Origin of the sequence: Anaerovibrio lipolyticus DSM 3074 (genome assembly GCF_900141865.1) — a bacterium.
Classification (GTDB): Bacteria; Bacillota; Negativicutes; order Selenomonadales; family Selenomonadaceae; genus Anaerovibrio; species Anaerovibrio lipolyticus.
Genome location: NZ_FQYW01000017.1, coordinates 54,057 through 70,886, shown reverse-complemented (window position 1 = coordinate 70,886; position 16,830 = coordinate 54,057). Strand labels below are relative to the sequence as shown.

General features: G+C 44.7%; 18 protein-coding genes. All 18 read left to right on the top strand.

All coding sequences use genetic code 11. The features are described 5' to 3' along the window. Window positions 1-25: 25 nt before the first annotated feature. The 18 genes from lpxK to atpB all read left to right on the top strand — a co-directional run bounded on the left by lpxK (window position 26) and on the right by atpB (window position 16,814). Complete coding sequence (gene lpxK / locus B6K08_RS10275) at window positions 26-2,521, top strand: tetraacyldisaccharide 4'-kinase (RefSeq protein ID WP_039209424.1); 2,496 nt, start codon at window positions 26-28, stop codon at window positions 2,519-2,521. A 21-nt stretch (window positions 2,522-2,542) separates the two neighbouring features. Beyond that, window positions 2,543-3,289, top strand: a complete 747-nt coding sequence (kdsB, locus tag B6K08_RS10270; RefSeq protein ID WP_039209436.1) for a 3-deoxy-manno-octulosonate cytidylyltransferase — start codon at window positions 2,543-2,545, stop codon at window positions 3,287-3,289. 20 nt (window positions 3,290-3,309) lie between these two features. Beyond that, window positions 3,310-4,134, top strand: a complete 825-nt coding sequence (gene kdsA / locus B6K08_RS10265) for a 3-deoxy-8-phosphooctulonate synthase (protein WP_027397644.1) — start codon at window positions 3,310-3,312, stop codon at window positions 4,132-4,134. A 20-nt stretch (window positions 4,135-4,154) separates the two neighbouring features. After that, window positions 4,155-5,123 carry a KpsF/GutQ family sugar-phosphate isomerase gene (locus B6K08_RS10260; RefSeq protein ID WP_039209422.1) on the top strand — a complete coding sequence of 323 codons (969 nt, stop codon included), beginning with the start codon at window positions 4,155-4,157 and terminating at the stop codon, window positions 5,121-5,123. Window position 5,124: 1 nt separating this feature from the next. Further along, the gene (locus B6K08_RS10255; RefSeq protein WP_039209420.1) at window positions 5,125-5,685 is read left to right on the top strand and encodes a KdsC family phosphatase; all 561 of its coding nucleotides are present in this window, start codon (window positions 5,125-5,127) and stop codon (window positions 5,683-5,685) included. A 43-nt stretch (window positions 5,686-5,728) separates the two neighbouring features. Then, window positions 5,729-6,643 carry a lysophospholipid acyltransferase family protein gene (locus tag B6K08_RS10250; RefSeq protein ID WP_039209417.1) on the top strand — a complete coding sequence of 305 codons (915 nt, stop codon included), beginning with the start codon at window positions 5,729-5,731 and terminating at the stop codon, window positions 6,641-6,643. After that, window positions 6,636-7,187: an LPS export ABC transporter periplasmic protein LptC gene (lptC, locus tag B6K08_RS10245; protein WP_027397640.1), complete on the top strand. Its 552-nt coding sequence runs from the start codon at window positions 6,636-6,638 to the stop codon at window positions 7,185-7,187. Before B6K08_RS10250 ends, lptC begins: the two co-directional genes overlap by 8 nt. An 11-nt stretch (window positions 7,188-7,198) precedes the next feature. Next, window positions 7,199-7,891, top strand: coding sequence for an LptA/OstA family protein (locus B6K08_RS10240; RefSeq protein ID WP_231483020.1), 693 nt, complete (start codon window positions 7,199-7,201; stop codon window positions 7,889-7,891). 17 nt (window positions 7,892-7,908) lie between these two features. Then, on the top strand, window positions 7,909-8,628 hold the full coding sequence (lptB, locus tag B6K08_RS10235; RefSeq protein WP_039209414.1) for an LPS export ABC transporter ATP-binding protein: 720 nt from the start codon (window positions 7,909-7,911) through the stop codon (window positions 8,626-8,628). Between the two features lie 13 nt (window positions 8,629-8,641). Then, window positions 8,642-9,733, top strand: coding sequence for an LptF/LptG family permease (locus B6K08_RS10230; protein WP_039209411.1), 1,092 nt, complete (start codon window positions 8,642-8,644; stop codon window positions 9,731-9,733). 67 nt (window positions 9,734-9,800) lie between these two features. Next, the gene (locus B6K08_RS10225) at window positions 9,801-11,009 is read left to right on the top strand and encodes a DUF3084 domain-containing protein (protein ID WP_080326086.1); all 1,209 of its coding nucleotides are present in this window, start codon (window positions 9,801-9,803) and stop codon (window positions 11,007-11,009) included. A gap of 247 nt (window positions 11,010-11,256) precedes the next feature. Continuing rightward, the gene (locus B6K08_RS10220; protein ID WP_039209434.1) at window positions 11,257-11,670 is read left to right on the top strand and encodes a RuvC family protein; all 414 of its coding nucleotides are present in this window, start codon (window positions 11,257-11,259) and stop codon (window positions 11,668-11,670) included. Window positions 11,671-11,678: 8 nt separating this feature from the next. Next, on the top strand, window positions 11,679-12,170 hold the full coding sequence (locus tag B6K08_RS10215) for a deoxycytidylate deaminase (protein WP_234985347.1): 492 nt from the start codon (window positions 11,679-11,681) through the stop codon (window positions 12,168-12,170). Window positions 12,171-12,446: 276 nt separating this feature from the next. Continuing rightward, window positions 12,447-13,484 carry a glycosyltransferase family 4 protein gene (locus B6K08_RS10210; RefSeq protein ID WP_027397633.1) on the top strand — a complete coding sequence of 346 codons (1,038 nt, stop codon included), beginning with the start codon at window positions 12,447-12,449 and terminating at the stop codon, window positions 13,482-13,484. A gap of 48 nt (window positions 13,485-13,532) precedes the next feature. Continuing rightward, the gene (wecB, locus tag B6K08_RS10205) at window positions 13,533-14,693 is read left to right on the top strand and encodes a non-hydrolyzing UDP-N-acetylglucosamine 2-epimerase (protein ID WP_039207164.1); all 1,161 of its coding nucleotides are present in this window, start codon (window positions 13,533-13,535) and stop codon (window positions 14,691-14,693) included. Window positions 14,694-15,269: 576 nt separating this feature from the next. Then, window positions 15,270-15,533, top strand: coding sequence for an AtpZ/AtpI family protein (locus B6K08_RS10200; RefSeq protein WP_327078477.1), 264 nt, complete (start codon window positions 15,270-15,272; stop codon window positions 15,531-15,533). A gap of 171 nt (window positions 15,534-15,704) precedes the next feature. Further along, complete coding sequence (locus B6K08_RS10195) at window positions 15,705-16,082, top strand: hypothetical protein (protein ID WP_052212018.1); 378 nt, start codon at window positions 15,705-15,707, stop codon at window positions 16,080-16,082. Between the two features lie 63 nt (window positions 16,083-16,145). Further along, entirely contained in the window at window positions 16,146-16,814 is a 669-nt protein-coding gene (atpB, locus tag B6K08_RS10190) for a F0F1 ATP synthase subunit A (protein WP_027397630.1), read from the top strand. The last annotated feature ends 16 nt before the right edge of the window (window positions 16,815-16,830 follow it).

Below are 16,830 nucleotides of genomic sequence, written 5' to 3'. Positions count from 1 at the left end.
GTAATTTTGAGGAGAAAACTATTCTATGCTCCATTTAGTGTACAATATTGTAGGTGTACTGGTGGTCATTTTGATGATACCGGTATTCTGCATACGGGGAGTCCGGGAAAAGGGATTCGTGGAACGAATCAAACAGCAGCTGGGATTTTTGCCCAAGCATGCCCTTGATAAGGTTGCCCGCAAAAATTGTATATGGGTTCATGCCGCCTCCGTTGGGGAGATTGTGGCGGCCAGCCCACTGATAAAGGAATTTCACAAGGAATTTCCTCAGAGTCCTATACTTGTATCTGTATTTACAAACAGTGGCTATGAAATGGCTAACCGCATCATTAAGGATGCGGACAGCATAATTCACTTTCCGTTTGATTTACCATGGCTCTCGGCCAATCTTTTGTATAGAGTTCGTCCACGGGTTTTTATGCCGGTGGAAACGGAGCTGTGGCCAAATTTTCTTAGGGCCTGCAAAAAGCTGGATATTCCGGTGCTCATGGTAAATGGCCGCATCAGTGATAAGAGTACAAAACGCTATCGCTATATGATGGGCCTTTGGGATGAAATCCTCAGCTCCATAAAGGTATTTGCCATGCAGTCCAATGTGGACGCAGAAAATATTCTAAAGCTGGGGGCTGACCCGGATTTGGTAACCGTTACCGGAAATACCAAGTTTGACCAAACTTACACTGATGTCAGTCCAGAGGAAAAGCATAATTTGCTGTTAGAGCTGGGGCTCAAGGATAATCAGGGGGTATTTTTGGCAGGCTCCACCCATAAGGGGGAAGAGGAGCATGTGTTAAAGGCCTTTAATGAAATACGCCGTATTTATCCTAAGGCGAAGCTGGTAATAGCTCCCCGAGCCATTCTTCGTACAAACGCCATATTGGCACTTTGTGATGAGTATTGCTTTAAGGCTGTAACCAGAACTCAGCTGCAGGAGAATTTTACCACTGATCATGATGTGGTTATTCTTAACACCATTGGTGAGTTGGGAAAGATGTACAGCGTAGGTGATGTTATTTTTGTTGGTGGTACCTTGATTCCTCACGGTGGTCATAACATACTGGAGCCTGCGGCCCACGGAAAGGCTATTATTGTGGGAGAAAATATGCAGAATTTCAAGGATACTCATCTACTTTTTAAGAACCGCAATGCTGTAATTACTGTTAAGTCTGGGGATGATTTGGCGGTGGAGGCCTTGCACCTCTTTAGGGATGATGAGGAGCGCCATCGCATGGAAGCAGAAACCTTGGCCATATGTAAGGAAAACAAGGGTGCAGCCCATAGAACGGCTGTGATTCTCAATGATCTCCTTACCAAGGTGGAAATGAACAAGGTCAAGGCCACTGATAAATTGGAAAACTTCCAGACCTATTTCATGCAGATTATCCATAATAAGGAGCCACAGGGCTTTTTTACCCGTTGTGTAATGGCAATTCTGTTTATCCTTTCCAAGGTTTACAGTATGCTTGTAAACTTAAAGCTGGACAGCTATAAGTTTGGAATTTTAAAGACAAACAAGCTGGGCTGCTTTGTAATCAGCTTGGGTAATATTACTGTAGGTGGTACTGGTAAGACCCCTACGGCCCAGCGCCTGGCCAAATATATCCGTGATATGGGCTATAAGGTAGTTATTCTTAACCGGGGCTATCGTGCCAAGTGGCAGGGAGAGGTTGGTCTGGTATCTGATGGCAATCATATTTATATGGAGGCTGATCAGGCCGGTGATGAAGCCTATATGTTGGCCAAGCATTTGCCGGAGGTGCCAGTGTTGATTGGTCGTGACCGTTATAAAACCGGTCAGTACGCCATAGAGCATTTTGGGGCTGAAGTGGCTATTCTTGATGATGGCTTCCAGCATTGGAAGCTGGCCCGTGACCTTGATGTGGTGCTTATTGACTCCGTAAATCTTTTTGGTAATGGGCATGTATTGCCAAGGGGCACTCTCCGTGAGCCTATTACTCATTTGGAGCGTGCAGATGTATGTCTTATGACCAAGGTGGACCAAGGTCTGCCAGGGTTTAAGAAATATATTAGGGACCAAATTGCCAAGTATGGCAGCAATCCTACTGTAGTGGAAAGTATTCATCATCCTCAGTCCTGCATTGAGCTGTGTGATTGGAAGCGCAATGTGGCCAGTGAGGGAATGTCCATTTCTGCTATTAAGGATAAGAAGGTGGTGGCCCTTTCGGCAATTGGTAATCCTGCTTCCTTTGAGCAGACTGTGGCCAGTGCTGGTGCGGAAATCATTGAGAGCTTCCGTTTCCCAGACCATCATGAATACACCCAGGAGGAAATGGTGGATGCTATGGAGCAGGCTGTCCGTCAGGGGGCTGAGGCTATTGTAACCACTGAAAAGGATGCTGTTAAGCTGCCAATGGAATTTTTGGCGGCGGTGCCTGATGAAAAGCAGATTCCTGTACTTATCCTCACTGTTGAGGTTGTACTTCAGAATGGCAAGGATGAATTTGAAGAGATGCTGCGGAGAAAAATTGCTGAAAAGCTGGGGCAGCATAAGTCTAATTGATAAAGAGAGGCTGATATGTCAATGAATACACTTTGTGTTATTCCGGCTCGTTTTGCATCTACCCGTCTTCCAGGGAAACCTTTGGCGGATATATGTGGAAAGCCTATGATTTCCAGAGTTTATGAGCAGGCAGCCAAGGCAAAGCGCCTTACAGGTGTTATTGCGGCTGTAGATGATGAGCGGGTATATGATGCTGTGGTAAAAAATGGTGGTAAGGCCATGATGACAGCCAAGGACCATCCAACGGGCACCGACCGTTTGGCAGAGGTGGCAGCAGCCCACCCCGAGGCAGAGCTTATTATCAATGTTCAGGGTGATGAGCCAATGATAGAGCCTGCCCTTATTGACGAATTGGCAGCAGCCTTTGATGATGATCCGGATTTGCAGATGGCCACAGTAAAGTCGCCAATGACAAATCCAGAGGATATAAAAAATCCCAACAACGTAAAGGTTGTTACTGATAAAAATGGTTATGCACTGTATTTTTCCAGAAGTGTCCTGCCTTATCCAAGGGAGAATACGGGGGTAACGGTGTATAAGCACATCGGCATTTATGCCTACAAGCGGGACTTTCTGCTGAATTATGCCAAGATGGAGCCAACTTCTCTGGAAACTACTGAATCTCTGGAGCAGCTTCGGGCTTTGGAAAATGGTTATAAAATTAAGGTTATCAAAACTGACTTCCATTTCGTTGGAGTGGATACAAGGGCAGATCTGGAAGCAGTCAATAAAGCATATAAACAGCGTTTAAATGGGCAAAATGCCTAAGGAAGAAGGGTGGTAGCATTATGAATACTGTTCAGGTGGGTAATTTTGAAATTGGTAATGGCAAACCGCTGGCTCTGTTGGCTGGCCCATGTGTTTTGGAGGAGATGGACCGTTGTCTGCTGATTGGCCGCACAATCAAGGAAATCTGTGGCAAGCTGGGGATTCCGTACGTTTTCAAGGCTTCCTTTGACAAGGCCAACCGTTCTTCCTTTAACGGTTTCAGAGGTCCTGGTTTGAAGAAGGGACTTGAAATGCTGCAGCACATCAAGGATGAATTGCAGGTACCTATCGTTACGGATATTCACACCGAGGAGCAGGTGAAGCCTGTGGCCAAGGTGGCAGATATAATTCAGATTCCGGCGTTTCTGTGCCGTCAGACTGATTTGCTTTATGCTGCTGCCAAAAGCGGTGCTGTTGTAAATGTAAAGAAGGGGCAGTTTATGGCCCCGGCAGATATGCGCAATGTGGTGGACAAACTCCATGAGGGTGGCTGCTCCCAGATTATGCTGACAGAGCGCGGTGCCACCTTCGGCTACAACAATTTGGTTGTGGATATGCGCGCCTTCCCTATTATGCGGTCCTTTGGTTACCCTGTAGTTTTTGATGGTACCCATAGCGTTCAACTGCCAGGTGGTGCCGGTACCTGTTCAGCAGGCAACCGTGAATATGTGCCAAATCTGGTACGGGCTGCTGTCGGTGCAGGTGTGGATGCTCTCTTTATGGAGGTACATGATAATCCAGAGGAGGCTCTCTGTGATGGTCCTAATATGATTTATCTGGACAAGCTGGAGGAGCTTTTGAAGGATGCTATTGCGATTCATGATATTGTAAGAAAACAGTTGTAATTTTGTGAGGCTTTTATTAAATGATTAAGGATTCTGCAATTGAGACACTTCGTATTGAGGCGGACTCAGTATTGAAGCTGATTGATCATGTTGACGAGGAATTTGTCCAGGCAGTTCAGTGTATACTGGAGTGCAAGGCAAGGGTTATTGTTACGGGCATGGGTAAGTCCGGTCATGTGGGCAGAAAGATTGCTGCCAGCTTGGCCAGCACAGGAACTCCAGCCTTTTTCATGCATCCAGCTGAGGCATTCCATGGCGATTTGGGAATGGTTACAGCTGATGATGTGGTTATAGCTATTTCCAACAGCGGTGAAAGCACTGAGGTGGTAAATATTCTGCCGGTGGTAAAGCGCATTGGTGCTAAGATTATCGCCATGTCAGGCCGTAGGGAATCTGCTCTGGGGAGGAATGCTGATTTCTTTATTGATGTCAGCGTTGAAAAGGAGGCCTGTCCTTTGGGATTGGCTCCTACTGCCAGTACCACTGCAACCCTGGCCATGGGGGATGCCATTACGGTGGCACTGCTGGAGGCCAGAAACTTCACCAGACAGGACTTTGCCCTGTTTCATCCGGGTGGTTCCTTGGGACGCCGTTTGCTTTTGACTGTGGAAAATGTTATGCATAGTGGTGAGGACAATCCTATTATTCACTACAGTGCCACCGCCAAGGAAGCCCTCTTTATGATGACTGACAAGGGCCTTGGTGCAACATCTGTGGTGGATGATGATGGTAATTTTATTGGATTGGTAACAGATGGTGATATTCGTCGCTGTCTGGCCAAGGGCAGTCAGTTTTTGGATGAGCCGGTGGAGGAGCTTATGACCAAGAATCCTCATACCATTACCCAGGAGAAGCTGGCGGCATCAGCCTTAAGTATTATGGAAAAGCATAAGCCACGGCCAATTACGGTTTTGCCGGTGGTAAGTGCTGATAATAAACCCGTCGGTATTGTGCATTTGACAGACCTTTTGCGTCAGGGAGTTGTATAATATGAAAACTAAAAAAGGTGCTTCTGAAATTGCCAAGAAAATTAAGCTGATTATTTTTGATGTGGATGGAACCCTTACGGATGGATGTATCTATATGGGACCTGACGGGGAGGCCATGAAGGCTTTTTCTGCCCGGGATGGTATGGGTATTGCACTGGCTCACAAGTGTGATATTAAGAGTGCCATTATCACCGGCCGCAGCTCCAGAATTATGACCAAGCGTGCCAATGAGCTGAAGCTTGATGCCCTTTATCAGGGCTGCGTTGATAAGCGTGGTGCTTATGAAGAGATTAAGCTGAAATTCTCCCTTAAGGATGAGGAAATTGCCTATGTGGGAGACGATATCAATGATATTCCTCTTATTCAGCAGGCAGGTCTTGGCTGTTGCGTAGGAGATGCTGTGGCAGAGGTTAAGGATTTGGCCCAGGTGGTGGCTGAATACCCTGGCGGCAAAGGGGCAGTTCGGGAAATCCTTGAGTTTATCTTAAAGGAGCAGGGGAAATGGGATTCCCTTGTGGGCACTTTTACTGGGAAAAAAGCAGTTGACGGTGTAAGACAGTAAATAAAAGTATTCTTTGTAATAGGGATAGGAGATTTGGATTTTTATGGTATACAAGCTTCTTATGTTTCTGAGCTGGGTGTCCTGCAGAACTCCTTATAGCTGGTTGTTGGCAGCGGGCAAGGGATTGGGCATTCTGTATTACAAGTTAATAAAGAAACAGAGAAATCTGGCGATAAAGCAGATGCGGGAGTCTTTAAAAATATCTCAGGAAGAGGCTGAAAAGCTGGTTCGTGAGTCCTTCATCAATATGGGCCGTAATTTCTTTGAAGTGCTGTATATGCCTGCCCTTAACAAGGATAATTTTAAAGAGCATATTGAAATTGACCATCTGGAAAGGATGGAGGCGGCCTTGGCAGAAAAGCACGGTGTTGTGGTGCTTACAGGTCATGTGGGCAATTGGGAGTGGCTGTCCGCCGCTTTTACCATGAATGATATGCCTGTAAGTGCAATTGCCAAGCAGCAGCCTAATATGGATTATACAAACGCCCTAAATGATTTGCGGGCAACTATTAACGTAGAGATATTTTCCCGTGGTACCAGTGAGCTTCTGGCAGCAGCCAAGGCACTGAAAAAAGGGAGAATACTAGGATTTTTGGCAGATCAGGATGCTGGTCCTGGTGGTGCCTTTATTGAATTTTTGGGTAAGACGGCTTCAACTCCCATGGGGGCTGCGGTTTTTGCAAAAAAATTTAATTCTCCGATTTTGCCAGCCTTTATATTACGCCAGCCCGATGGCCATCACAAGGTTGTGATTGGTGAGGTGCTTCGTTATGAAGACACTGGGGACAGCGATAAGGATTTGTTTGATTTAACCTATAAAATGACTAAAATTCTTGAGAAAATTATTATTGAAAATCCAACTCAGTGGCTCTGGTTCCAGAAACGCTGGAACACAGCTCCTGAACAGCAGGTGCATAAGCATCATATAGTAAAATCAGAGGTAACTGACAATGAATAAAAAAGGAAAGGCCTTGGCAGGTATATTTGCAGTTTTGTTGGTAGGCCTTATTGTATGGGCTGTAAATGGTATACCAGAGCCACCTGATGTGGTAGACACGCCATCACAGCGTATAGTTAATTTTGATGGCAATACTATCAGCGAGGAAAAAAATGGTAAAATCATTTGGACAGTAACTGCCGAAAATATAGAAATGGATATTGATACCAAGGATGCTTCTCTTATCAACGTGAAGGCTGTATATAATTTTGAGGACGGCCGCACTGTTGAATTGAAGGCTCCAAAGGCTATATATAAGGAAAAGGATCATCATTTGGAAATTACCGATGGTGTTGAAGGAAAATCCAGTGATGGCGGAAAGTTCTCCTGTAAGGAAGTGGAGTGGCTGTCCGATAAGGATATGCTGGCCATGAAGGGAGACGCAAAGATTGAGTACGAAAAGGAACATATAAAGGCTTCTGGCGACCGCATAGAGAGTACTAACGGTTTTACCAAGTTCAAGGCCATTGGAAAAGCCCATCTGGAAAAGGGTAAAAAGGAATAGGAGAATAAGCTATGAGAATGAGATTGAACATAAAAAAAGCAATTGTTATGGCTGGTATTGCTACCATGGCGGTTTCAGGCACTATTTATGCAGCAGATAATAACGAGCCGGCAACCCTTGATGCAGAGGAAGTAGAATATGATATGGCAAGTGGTCTGGCCTCTGCCAAGGGTAATGTGGTAATGACCAAGGGTAATGCCACTGTTACAGGTAATTATGCAGAGTATAATTCCAAGACCCAGGAAGGCAAGGTAAGGGGCAATGTGGTGGCCACAAAGGAAGACATGCGGGTAACTGCTGATTTGGTAACCACTGATGGTCCTGACCACATGATTGCCGTAGGCTCTGTAAACGGCACCAAGGCTGACAAGCATTTTATGGGGCCTAAGGTGGAATACTTCCAAAAGGATGAGTATGTGTTGATTCCAAGTGGTGGCAGCATCACTTCAGCGGATGGGACCTTTAGAGCTGATCTGATTCGCGGATTTATGAAGGAAGATCACATCGTAGGTAATGGTAATGCATATATGGTAAGCCCTAAGAATAACATGGAGGCCGGTGGCGACCAGGTGGATTATTGGGGCAAGGAAAAGGGCAAGGCTATTATAACTGGCAACGCCTGGGCTGTTCAGGATAACAATACACTGAAGAGCAAAAAACTGACCGTATATTTGGCTGATGACGGCAAGACATCTGTGAAGTAACTGGGAGGTCTATTGAGTTGCATATTGAGGCCAGAAATTTAGTTAAAACATTTAAAAAAAGAAATGTGGTGGATGGTGTTTCCCTTAAGGTAAGTACGGGGGAAATCGTAGGCTTGCTGGGGCCAAATGGTGCTGGTAAAACCACCACTTTCTATATGATTGTTGGTTTGGAGCGACCAACCTCCGGAGAGGTTTTTTTATCTGATTTTCCCATTGGTGATATGCCAATGTACAAGCGTTCCCGTCTGGGAATCAGCTATTTGGCCCAGGAGGCATCAATTTTCCGTAATATGACCGTTGAGGAAAATATTATGTCCATTCTGGAGGGCACCATCAAGGATAAGGCCACCCGTCAGAAGAAGGTTAAGGAGCTGCTGGAGGAATTCCATGTATCTCATGTTATTGACAGATTGGGTACAGAGCTTTCCGGCGGTGAGCGTCGCCGCGTGGAGATTGCCCGTTGTCTGGCGTTGGAGCCACAGTTTATTCTGCTGGATGAGCCCTTTGCCGGTGTAGATCCATTGGCAGTAGCGGATATTCAGGGAATTATAAAATATCTTCAGGAGCGTGGAATGGGAATTCTCATTACTGACCATAATGTAAGAGAAACTCTGCACATCGTTGACAGGGCATATATCCTTAATAACGGTAAGATTCTCCTGGAGGGTGACAGCAACACTATTGCAAACAGTGAGCTGGCCAAGAAATTCTATCTTGGTAATGATTTCACATTATAATAGAGGTAAGAAGATGCAGATTAGAATATTAGATAAATACATATTTAAAGAGGTTTTTAAGACCTTTATATTTGGTATATGTGCATTTTCTGCCGTATTTATCGGTTCCGGAACCTTGTTCCGAATTGCACAGTATATCACTGAATATGGTGCCTCACTGGCATCAGTGGCCAAGATTTTTGTGCTGAGTCTTCCAGGCGTTGTCATCTGGACTTTTCCAATGTCCATGTTGCTGTCCGGCCTGTTGACCATTGGCCGTTTGTCCGGCAATAGCGAAATAACAGCCATGAAGTCATGCGGTATCAGCTTTTATCGCATTGCGGCACCAGCCATTGTTTTAGGCGCATTTGTAAGTGTATTTGCTGTTTATTTCAGTGAATACATAGTGCCATGGTCCAATGAAGCGTATAGTAATGTGCTCAATTATGAGATTAAGGGAAATTTGGCACCCCAGTCTCAGGAGCATATCATTATCAAGGACATAAAGAACGGCAATATTGAAAATCTTATCTATGCCCGTCAGTATGACGCTACCACCAATCAGATGCTGGGCATAACCATGCAATCCTTTGAGAAGGGTGAGCTGAGTCATGTGGAAAATGCGGAGTACGCTGATTGGAAGGACAATCAGTGGACCATGCATGAAGGCATTATTTATGATGTATCCCAGGGAGAGTCCCGCCATACCATGCATTTTGATACCCAAGTGCTTCCCGTAAATGAAAGTCCAAAGGAAATTATCCGTGAGCAGAAGAAGCCAGAGGAAATGTCCATGGCAGAGCTGACGGCCCAGATAAAAATTATGAAAAGCCAGTATGTTAATACTGCAAAGCTGGAAACGGAGCTTTATCAGCGTGTTACTATACCAATGGCCAGCCTTATATTTACTTTGGTGGCGGTTCCGTTGGGTATGCAGCCAAATCGCAACAGTTCATCTCGTGGCTTTGTTATAAGTATAGTAATAATCTTTATTTACTATAGCTTAATGACCATGGCCGGGGCCATTGCCCAAGGGGGAACTGTTCCACCGATTATAGCTGTATGGCTGCCTAATATAGTAGGCCTTATTGCAGGTGGCTGGCTTATGCACAGGGCTTCCAAGTGATGAAAACTATGTAGTCATTAAATGATGCTTCTGTTGTTTGTATTTTTTGAAGGGATGTGACTTCGCCGTGTATGGTCTGTTTTTGATTATGGTTCTGGTTGTAGTGGGCGGAGCCATAGCCTTTATTGGCGATAGATTAGGGTCCAAGGTTGGCAAGAAAAAGCTGACTATTTTTGGGCTTAGACCGAAGCATACATCTGTTTTGGTAACAATTCTTACAGGTATCAGCATTACCACCATGACCTTGGCAGTAATGACCACTGTGTCTGACAATGTTCGTACTGCTCTTTTCGGTATGGAACAGCTTCGCCAGACCATGGCGGAAACGGAAAACCGTCTGGCTTATGCTTCCAAGGAACTGGAAAATTCCAAAGCAGAGCAGGCCAAGACTGATGCGACCTTGGCTCAGACCCGCAAGGATTTGGATCAGCTTATGGAACAACGTCGTGAGCTGGAACAGAGAGCAGATGAGCTGCAAAGGGGCAATGATGCTTTGGAGGCAGCCAAGGCGGAACTGATGGCAGAAAATAATAATTTGGCCTCCCAAAATCAGGGCTTGGCAGATGATAATGCCAAGCTGGTTAACGATAATAAGCAGCTTGAGGACAGAAATGACTATCTGACTACAGGCATTCAGATTATGCGCGAAGGGGATATTACCTTCCGCGCCGGAGAAGTTTTGTCCGGTGGAGTAGTTAAGTGTGGTCGTAGCACCGAGGACACCATGAATGATCTGAGCGTGCTTACAGATATGGCAAGAGAGAATATTGCCCATCGTTTGGGTGATAAGGCTACGGAGCAGGAAAAGCAGATATGGATTTTGCAGTCTGATTATGAACAGGCAGCCCAGATTATTTCTGAAAGTCAGGATGATATGATTGTGCGTATTGTATCCATTGGCAATCTAGTTCGTGGTGAGGATGTTCGCACAGTGCTGCAGCTTTATCGTAATAAGCGGGTATTTAATGACGGTGAGCTGATTGCTACCAAGAGACTCCATGTCAACGTTAATAACGAGGAGGAAGTGGATGCAGAAATAACCAGCTTCCTTCAGGAGGTTAACGGCATTGCTACCCAAAAGGGTGTATTGCCTGATCCTATTTCCGGTAATGTGGGTATTATCGAAGGTGAAGAAATTTATAATACCATTAATGACCTTAGGGCAGCCCGTGGGAATGCAACAATCTATGCCTACGCCAAGGGGGCCTGTGAGGTATTCGGCCCACTGCGGGTAAGATTGAAGATTATAGCCTCCGGGGTCATAGGGGCATTTTAAACATTATGATAATTAACTATAAATTATAAGTATAAGGTAGAGGCTGATTGTCTTGAGCATTAAGTTTCAGAGCGTTAAAAAGCGATTTTTTGCTTACTTACACAGCGAGAAAACATCCGTTGTTTGAGCGAAGCGAGTTCGGATTTTTCTTGCTGCTAATTATTATGCAAAAAATAGCTTTAGCGATGAAACTGAGCGAAAGACAACAGCTTCTACCTTTATTTCATTAGGAGTAATTGTCTTGAATATGGAAATATTAGGGAAAAGTATATTGGCAGTTGATCCGGGACGGGATAAATGTGGTGTGGCCGCCTTGTCAACAGATGGTACAGTCCTTTATCAGCGGGTGGTGGATACGGCGTCCCTGCCCAATATTATTGGCAATTTGAAGAGAGACTATGAAGCTGATATACTTGTAATTGGTAATGGTACTACCTCCGGTGAGGCACAGGCCCGTATAAAAAATGAGTGCCCGGAGCTTCACCTGGAGGAGGTCGATGAGTACTATACCACACAGCTGGCCCGTGGTGAATATTGGAAGGTAAAGCCCCCAAAGGGGTGGAGAAGGCTGATACCTACAAGTATGCAGGTGCCACCAGAGCCAGTGGACGACTTCGTGGCGGTAATTTTAGCCAGAAGATTTCTGGAAGAACATAAATAATAAAGAGAATGGGAAAAGAAACAAGAGAAGGGGAGAAAGAAATGGCTGATGCTTCAAAGAGACCGGAATGGAATGATTATTTTCTTGATATTTCAAAGGCAGTAGGAAAACGCTCCACCTGCCTTAGACGCAAATATGGGGCAATTATCGTTAAGGATAAAATTATCATCAGCACAGGATATAATGGCGCACCTAGAGGTGAGGCCAACTGTATTGATACGGGCCTTTGTGAGCGTCAGCGCCTGGGGATCAAGCCAGGACAGAATTATGAGCTGTGCGTGGCGGTTCACGCAGAGCAGAATGCCATTATTAATGGTGATCCTGAGAAAATGAAGGGTGCCACAGCCTATATTGTGGGCTACAATGCAGACGGAACCCTGGCCAGCGGCAAGCCATGTCTGCTCTGCAGGCGTATGCTTAGAAATGCCATGCTGGATAAGGTAATTTATTTGGAGTCAGACGGCTCTACAGTGGAAGTGGCACCAAAGGATATAAAGTAAGCCAATAGATGGGCATACTAGTGGAACAATTAGGGCATGAGCCGTTAAGAAGCTCTTTTGTCCGTTCCTTTGTATTAGTGGAAAAAATCATTTGTTTGAGCGAAGCGAGTTATGATTTTTTTCACTATATAAATCGGACAAAAAGCTTTAGGCTCATGACCGACGTTACACTAGTATGCCCATCTATTTTTCCTTTATACCTGCTTTTAATCTTGTTGACAGAGCGTATTTAGTGCAGTAAAATTGGTATGTTCTAAAGAAAGCAGGTGACTTTTTATGCCAAATTTCGTTTGGGCATTACTTATAGCTTTGGTGGTATCACTGGTGATTACCCCGGCTGTTATATTATTTGCAGATAAAACTGGTGCTATGGATGCACCTGATGCCAGAAAAGTACATAAAAAACCTATTCCCCGTATTGGAGGTTTAGGTATTTATATTGCCTTTATGGCAGGTGTGCTGGCTACGTTACAGTTGGATATGCTGCCTGAGGATGTTCAGTCAGGTGTTATTGGCCTTTTGATTGGTGCAACCCTGATTGTTATCCTTGGTTTAGTGGACGATTATAAGAATCTTCCCCCTAAGGTGAAGCTGCTGGGGCAGATTGTTGCTGCGGGAGTGCTGGTTGCCTTTGGGGTACAGATTGATTTCATAGCAGATCCCTTTGGTGATTATTTCTATCTGGAATACTTTGCCATTCCTGCAACCCTTTTTTGGATTGTGGGTCTGACCAATACTGTTAATCTTATTGATGGTTTGGATGGTTTGGCCGCAGGTGTGGCCACTATTGCTTCCATTACGATACTTTTGGTGGCTATTCAGAATGCCTTTGTGCTGGTGACTATTATTACGGCAGCATTGGCCGGAGCAGCTATTGGATTCCTTTGGTATAATTTTAACCCGGCAAAGATTTTTATGGGAGATACAGGCAGTATGCTCCTGGGTTTTGTGTTGGCGGGAATTTCTGTAATTGGTGCGGTTAAGAGCGCGGCGACCATCGCCCTTATTGTGCCTATTTTGGCCTTGGGTGTGCCAATTCTTGATACATCATTCGCTATTATCCGCCGTTATCGCGGTGGTGTTCCTATTTTTAAGCCAGACAAGGGACATTTGCATCATCGTCTTTTGGATATGGGCTTTAACCAGCGTCAGGCTGTGCTGTTGATGTATGTTATCAGCGCCATGCTGGGACTTAGTGCTGTTCTTCTTAATGAAGTGTCCGGTGGTATTGCTGTTGCCATTGTAGTGGCTGTTATACTGCTGGTATTTTTCGGTGCCAAAAAACTTGGTATTCTTAGAATGAAGAATCCTTGATACTTAATAATATATTCGTAATTATCTCATGTGTGGAAGGGGATTAAGATGGGGAAAAAGATTAAAGTAATGACTGTGTTTGGTACCCGTCCAGAGGCAATTAAAATGGCTCCTGTAGTGCTGGAGCTGGCCAAACATCCTGAGGAGATTAAGCCAGTAGTGGCTGTTACTGCCCAGCATCGTGATATGCTGGATCAGGTATTAAATCTTTTTCATATTAAACCAGATTATGATCTGGATATTATGGCCGCTGGCCAGACATTGTTTGATATTACATCCAGGGCTATGATGGGTCTGGATAAGGTATTGCAGAAGGAAAAGCCTGATATTGTGCTGGTGCATGGTGATACCACCACCACCTTTGCCGGGGCTTTGGCTGCATATTATCATCAGACTGCTGTTGGCCATGTGGAGGCAGGTCTGAGAACTCACAACAAGTATTCACCATTCCCAGAGGAAATGAACCGCAAGCTCACTGGCTCCATCGCCGATATGCATTTTGCTCCTACTAACACCTCTGAGAGCAACCTTTTGGCAGAATCCATCAATAAGGAAGGCATTTTTGTTACAGGTAACACTGTTATTGATGCTCTTCATAAAACTGTTCGGGAGGATTTTGTATTTGAAAACGAAAACCTTCAGAATATTGACTACAAAAATAAACGGATAATTTTGGTTACTACTCACCGCCGTGAGAATCTGGGTGAACCAATGCGCAACGTATACAAGGCTCTGCGTCAGCTCACTGAGGAATTTGAGGATGTGGAGATTGTCTTCCCTGTTCATAAGAACCCGAAGGTGCGTGAGGTAGTTAAGGAAGAACTTGGCGGACACGATAAGGTTTATCTCATTGATCCGTTGGACTATGAGCCTTTTGCCAACCTTATGCACAGAGCTTATATGATTCTCACTGACTCCGGTGGAGTTCAGGAGGAGGCACCAGCTTTAGGCAAGCCGGTTCTGGTACTCCGTGATACCACAGAACGCCCTGAGGCGGTGGAGGCAGGTACTGTCAAGCTCATTGGTACTGATGAAAAGGTTGTATATGAGGAAGCCAAGAAGCTGTTGACTGATAAAAACGAGTACAACAGTATGGCAGAGGCATGCAACCCTTATGGTGATGGCCAGGCATCCCGCCGTATTGTGGAGGCTATTCTCCATAAATATGGAAAGGGCCATGCAAAGCCAGACAGCTTTGTGGCCAAATAATTTTATAAATTTTAGGACTGCGTTATTCGTAGTCCTTTTTTTTATTTGTTACAATGTGGGTCCTGTCATGGAATAGGCCATTCATTTTCTTCGCTAGTGCCACATCAATTTATTTATCGGCTTAAAGATGGTATGGACGGACTTCGTAACCGTCCGCCACATCACAGTGGCTTCGATGAGTTTATTACGGATGTGTCATTTTGAGCTTCGCATGCTTCATGTCCTTATTCCATGCCACCCACAGTTATTGCACATAAGGACAGGGGTGCTTACTGGAGCAATTAGGTCATGAGTCGTTAAGAAACGCTTTTGTCCGCACATCTATTTTAGTGACAAAAATCATCTGTTTGAGAGAAGCGAGTTATGATTTTTTTCACTATTTAATTAGGACAAAAAGTTTTAGGCCCATGACCGTCGCGACAGAAAACAGCCCTTCCCATTTGCATAAAAGTATAAATAGAAATTATGAAAACATTAGCATGAAATTATTTTCATAAATTTAACAGAATTGTTTCACAATGGAGGAATATTTGCTATAATTTCAAGTGTTGTTGATATTTCAAGGGGCAGAGGAAGGTGAAACACTTGAAGGCGGCGAATAATAACAAAGATAAGCATAAAGAGAAAGAAGCCAGTGGCTTGGCTCAGGCTTTGAAGGCCTTCGGTGTTTTAGGGGGCGTAGGAATTTTCTTTGCTGTAGTCATCGGAATCTGTATTTTTATAGGGGCTATGGTAGATGATTTTCTGGGTCTTGAATACGGTGGAAAGCTGACGGGAATTGTTCTTGGATTCCCCATTGCCTTTTATCTGACCTACAAACAGCTTAAAGGAATTATTTAGGTTACAACGCAGTTCAAGTTCATAGCGTGTTGAAACGCTAATAATGAATATTTTGCTTATAGCAAAATATGAACAACTGCGTTATAATTATTCTGTATCGGATTTTTTCTGGTGCAGAGAATACTATATTCAACGAAGACGGGTAAATATAAAACTTGTCGGAGGAGGAATATGCGGGAAGTTATATTGACTAACATCATCAAGATGTTAAAAATACTGGGAGTGTTGACTGCCATGGTGGCGGTTTCGCTTTCGGTATATCAGCAGATGGTCCTGCTTTGTGGCTTGGCAGCCGGTTATCTCATGGGCTTTGCCTGGTATGGTGTCATGCTGGGAAGACTGTGGCGCAGTGCAGATATGACTGTGGCACAGGCGAAAAGCACCATGGCAATGGGACTTATTTTACGGTTGGTGCTGCTTTTGGTGGTATTTGGCACGGCTATCCAGATTTCGGTGGAACAGTTTGCAGCTGTGTTTGCAGGCTTCGCCATTGTTTATTTATTGGGGATGGTGCTGCTGGTACAGACCAATTACAACAGGTATCTGTAGGTTAATATAAATTCTCATGTTGTGTCCGGCATGGGCCGGATACATTAGAAGGGGGTATAGGTTATGCATGAAATCGGTGTTCGCGAAACAGTGCAGTTTGCCGGCCTGACCTTCAATTGGGAGACACTGGTGATGACCTGGATAAGTATGGCCATTGTTTTATTAATAGCTATACTTGCCACCAGGAACCTCAAAATGGTACCAACTGGTGCCCAGAACATTGTTGAGGGACTCATCGTGTGGCTTAGGGAACAGACGCTTACCAGTCTTGGGCCAAAGGGAGAATTCCTTTGTCCATTGATTGTAACATTGTTCCTTTTCCTGATTGTAGCCAATTGGCTTGGTCTGGTGCCTACTATGGCATCGCCGACAAATGATCTGAACACCACCTTGGGCCTGGCACTTTTCATTATCGTTATGGTACACACTTTGGGCGTGTACATGAAGGGAATGCATTATATTAAGCATTTCTTCCAGCCGTTCCCAATTTTTGTTATCATTAACGTTATTGAGGAAATCGCCAAGCCAATCACACTGGCCTTCCGTCTATTTGGTAACATTCTGGCAGGTGAGATTCTCATCATTATTTTGCTTATGCTGGCTAAATGGGCAATTCTCCCATCTGTAGCATGGCTGGCTTTCAGTTTGTTTATCGGCGGAGTACAGGCATTTATCTTCACCAGCCTTTCCTTGGCTTATTTGGCCAATGCAGTAAAGGACAGTGAGGAGTAAGAACGTTTTCTCGTTA

Coding starts and splice junctions, on each gene's coding strand:
- lpxK (WP_039209424.1), top strand. CDS start 26: ATGCTCCATTTAGTGTACAATATTGTAGGTGTACTGGTGGTCATTTTG.
- kdsB (WP_039209436.1), top strand. CDS start 2,543: ATGAATACACTTTGTGTTATTCCGGCTCGTTTTGCATCTACCCGTCTT.
- kdsA (WP_027397644.1), top strand. CDS start 3,310: ATGAATACTGTTCAGGTGGGTAATTTTGAAATTGGTAATGGCAAACCG.
- B6K08_RS10260 (WP_039209422.1), top strand. CDS start 4,155: ATGATTAAGGATTCTGCAATTGAGACACTTCGTATTGAGGCGGACTCA.
- B6K08_RS10255 (WP_039209420.1), top strand. CDS start 5,125: ATGAAAACTAAAAAAGGTGCTTCTGAAATTGCCAAGAAAATTAAGCTG.
- B6K08_RS10250 (WP_039209417.1), top strand. CDS start 5,729: ATGGTATACAAGCTTCTTATGTTTCTGAGCTGGGTGTCCTGCAGAACT.
- lptC (WP_027397640.1), top strand. CDS start 6,636: ATGAATAAAAAAGGAAAGGCCTTGGCAGGTATATTTGCAGTTTTGTTG.
- B6K08_RS10240 (WP_231483020.1), top strand. CDS start 7,199: ATGAGAATGAGATTGAACATAAAAAAAGCAATTGTTATGGCTGGTATT.
- B6K08_RS10230 (WP_039209411.1), top strand. CDS start 8,642: ATGCAGATTAGAATATTAGATAAATACATATTTAAAGAGGTTTTTAAG.
- B6K08_RS10220 (WP_039209434.1), top strand. CDS start 11,257: ATGGAAATATTAGGGAAAAGTATATTGGCAGTTGATCCGGGACGGGAT.
- B6K08_RS10215 (WP_234985347.1), top strand. CDS start 11,679: ATGGGAAAAGAAACAAGAGAAGGGGAGAAAGAAATGGCTGATGCTTCA.
- B6K08_RS10210 (WP_027397633.1), top strand. CDS start 12,447: ATGCCAAATTTCGTTTGGGCATTACTTATAGCTTTGGTGGTATCACTG.
- wecB (WP_039207164.1), top strand. CDS start 13,533: ATGGGGAAAAAGATTAAAGTAATGACTGTGTTTGGTACCCGTCCAGAG.
- B6K08_RS10195 (WP_052212018.1), top strand. CDS start 15,705: ATGCGGGAAGTTATATTGACTAACATCATCAAGATGTTAAAAATACTG.
- atpB (WP_027397630.1), top strand. CDS start 16,146: ATGCATGAAATCGGTGTTCGCGAAACAGTGCAGTTTGCCGGCCTGACC.